The sequence below is a fragment of the Cupriavidus sp. 05L411 genome (genome assembly GCF_056398045.1).
Window position 1 is genome coordinate 1 of the sequence record NZ_JBFTOQ010000108.1, and the last position, 2,630, is coordinate 2,630.

The 2,630-nt window shown below is 59.1% G+C and carries 2 protein-coding genes and 1 rRNA gene; 1 reads left to right on the forward strand and 2 read right to left on the reverse strand.

Annotated elements, in window-relative coordinates; genetic code table 11:
• A 5S ribosomal RNA gene (rrf, locus tag AC1DQR_RS40060) occupies nt 1-98 on the forward strand; the annotation flags it as partial.
• 78 nt (nt 99-176) lie between these two features.
• On the opposite strand, the gene AC1DQR_RS40065 is transcribed toward rrf, so the two are convergent.
• The gene (locus tag AC1DQR_RS40065; protein WP_477135115.1) at nt 177-1,121 is read right to left on the reverse strand and encodes a DUF808 domain-containing protein; all 945 of its coding nucleotides are present in this window, start codon (nt 1,119-1,121) and stop codon (nt 177-179) included.
• A gap of 951 nt (nt 1,122-2,072) precedes the next feature.
• The coding region (locus AC1DQR_RS40070; RefSeq protein WP_477135116.1) for an integrase core domain-containing protein at nt 2,073-2,630 on the reverse strand (558 nt) is incomplete at its 5' end.

The window sequence follows — 2,630 nt, forward strand, 5'->3', positions numbered from 1 at the left end:
GAGTTGGAACCACCCCTTCCCATCCCGAACAGGACCGTGAAACGACTCCACGCCGATGATAGTGCGGATACCCGTGTGAAAGTAGGTAATCGCCAGGCTCTCCCTTGAAACCCCCCAGTACGAAAGTACTGGGGGGTTTTGCTTTTGTGGCTAAGATTTAGAAAACAAGCAGGGATCTATTCCGTCGACGGTCGCAGGGCCCGCATTCCAAGTTTTGCAACGGCGACCACAGCCGTGACCAGTGCTCCTGCAACGATGCCCGCCAATGCATTGATCAATATCGGTCCCAGCATTCCCAGTCCACCGCCGACTAACGGTACGCCTGCCAGTATTTCCGTCGTGGGCTCCATCAGATGATGCGCGGCAGGAATTCCGTGCACCAGAATCCCGCCGCCCACCAGGAACATAGCTACGGTTCCCACTACGGAAAGTGCGCGCATCAGCCAAGGCGCCAGGCGTAGGATGCTGCGCCCGGCGGCGCGCGCGGCCTCCGAGGTCTTCTGGCTCAGGTACAAGCCCGCATCGTCCAGTTTGACGATACCCGCCACTAGTCCGTACACCCCGACCGTCATGATCAAGGCGATGGTCGACAGCACCGCAACCTGAGTACCGAACGTCGCACCGGACACGGTCCCAAGCGAGATCACGATGATCTCCGCCGACAGGATGAAGTCCGTGCGCACCGCTCCACGGATCTTGGCCTTCTCATAGGCAGCCACATCGGTCTTGAGGCCTGCGGCTTCGCGTTTGCCCCCAGCATGGCTCGTGTCTTCTCCTGAATCGCTGTGCAGGAAGCGGTGGGCAATCTTCTCGAAGCCTTCATAGCAAAGAAAGGCACCGCCGGCCATTAGCAGCGGTACGATGGCCCAAGGCGCTGTCGCGCTGATCGTCAACGCAGCCGGCACAAGTATCACCTTGTTGCGCAAGGATCCCAGCGCGACCGCCCACACCACAGGTAACTCACGATCGGCTTTCACGCCGCTGACCTGCTGCGCATTCAAGGCGAGGTCGTCGCCCAGTACGCCGGCCGTTTTCTTGGCCGCAACCTTGCTCATGGTGGCCACGTCGTCGAGGATGGAGGTAATGTCGTCGATCAGCAGAAGCAGGCTGGTGCCAGCCATATTCAAAGCTCCTATGCAGGTGAGAACGCGTGCCTCGTCACGTAGAGGGTCACGCCCGATACTGTGCCACAGGCGTCGCAAGCGATGTAGGTCATCGCCAATCTAGCCGTTCAGAATGAAAATTGAGGCACCCCCGGCGTCCGGCAAAAAGACCGCCGACAGAATGGCAGGACGGCGTACGGGAGTCTCAGCGGGGTCAATCAACGAGCATTTGCACTATGCCAAAGGGTGCGAAGCTTGCTATGCACCGTCGGTAGGATGCATTTCGAATCTCCTGCCGAAGCCAATGCACAAGGACGAACTCCCTAGTCGGGAGCAAACAGGGATCCACATGCGTAGAATGGGTCGATGACGCGCTGCAATGCCTATCGGCGATGCGAGCCAGGCGTGAGCATTTTGATCTCGTTCTGCTAACTGCCGTATGGATGCATCTTGAAGCCGCTGAGCGAGCGATTGCAATGCACACCATCGCGGAACTGCTAGCGCCGGGCGCTAGCGTCATCATGTCGCTCCTCCATGGACCTATTCCCCATGGTCGAAGGATGCTTGACGTGTCTGCCGATGAGACGCTGGAGCTTGGCTGAGCGAGCGGCTTGGTCGAACGCTATATCGGGCAGCGCAAGGATACACAGGGCCGCGACTGGGTTTCCTGGAGCGTGATTGCATTGCAGCAGATGGGGTAGCCGACGAACGGCCCACGGCTGCGTGGATTGGCCATGTTAGGATCTCCGCGAGGCTCTGGGAGATGGCCATGGTTCAAAAGTTGTTCTACGAACTACCGGCGGACGAGCGTGAGAATTTCGAGTCCGCTTGCGCGCGGCATGGATTTGTACGAGAGGATTTCGATGTCGCAGCAGAGGAGGGCACTCCGTTAGCCGACAGCCCGAATCATGTGTATTAGCTGGGACTCGATCTGACAGATAGTCGGGCTGTTGAATCGAGAAGCGCGGCTCAATGCGGGATCAGTTTCTCCTTGGCGAGTTCCAGCGAGTCGAGGAAGGTGCGCATGGGCGTTTTGCCGTAGCACCATCGCCCCTGATGCTCTCGCTGGTTGTTGTACTGGTCAAGCCAGGCATCGAGATCGAGCTGCAATGTGCCGATCGAGTCGTAGACTTTCTTGCGAAACGCGATGCGATAGAACTCGTTGAGCATGGTTTTGTGCAGCCGTTCAACGATGCCGTTGGTCTGGGGCGACCTGGCCCGCGTACGGGTGTGGTCGATGTTTTCCACGGCCAGATAGAGCTCGTATTCGTGATGCTCGGGATTGCCGCAGTACTCGGTGCCGCGGTCAGTCAGCACGCGCGACAGCGGGATGCCGTAGCTGTCAAAGAACGGCACAACGCGGTCGTTGAGCAGGTCAGCGGCTGGCAACGGGGTCTTGCGATCGTAGAGCTTGGCAAAGGCCACCTTCGAGTAGGTGTCGACGAAGGTCTGCTGGTAGACGCGGCCCACGCCTTTGAGCGTGCCGACATAGAAGGTGGCCTGGGCGCCGCAATAGCCGGGGCACTC

Excerpts from the sequence above, each read along its gene's own strand:
- AC1DQR_RS40065 (WP_477135115.1), bottom strand. The coding sequence starts at position 1,121 with ATGGCTGGCACCAGCCTGCTTCTGCTGATCGACGACATTACCTCCATC.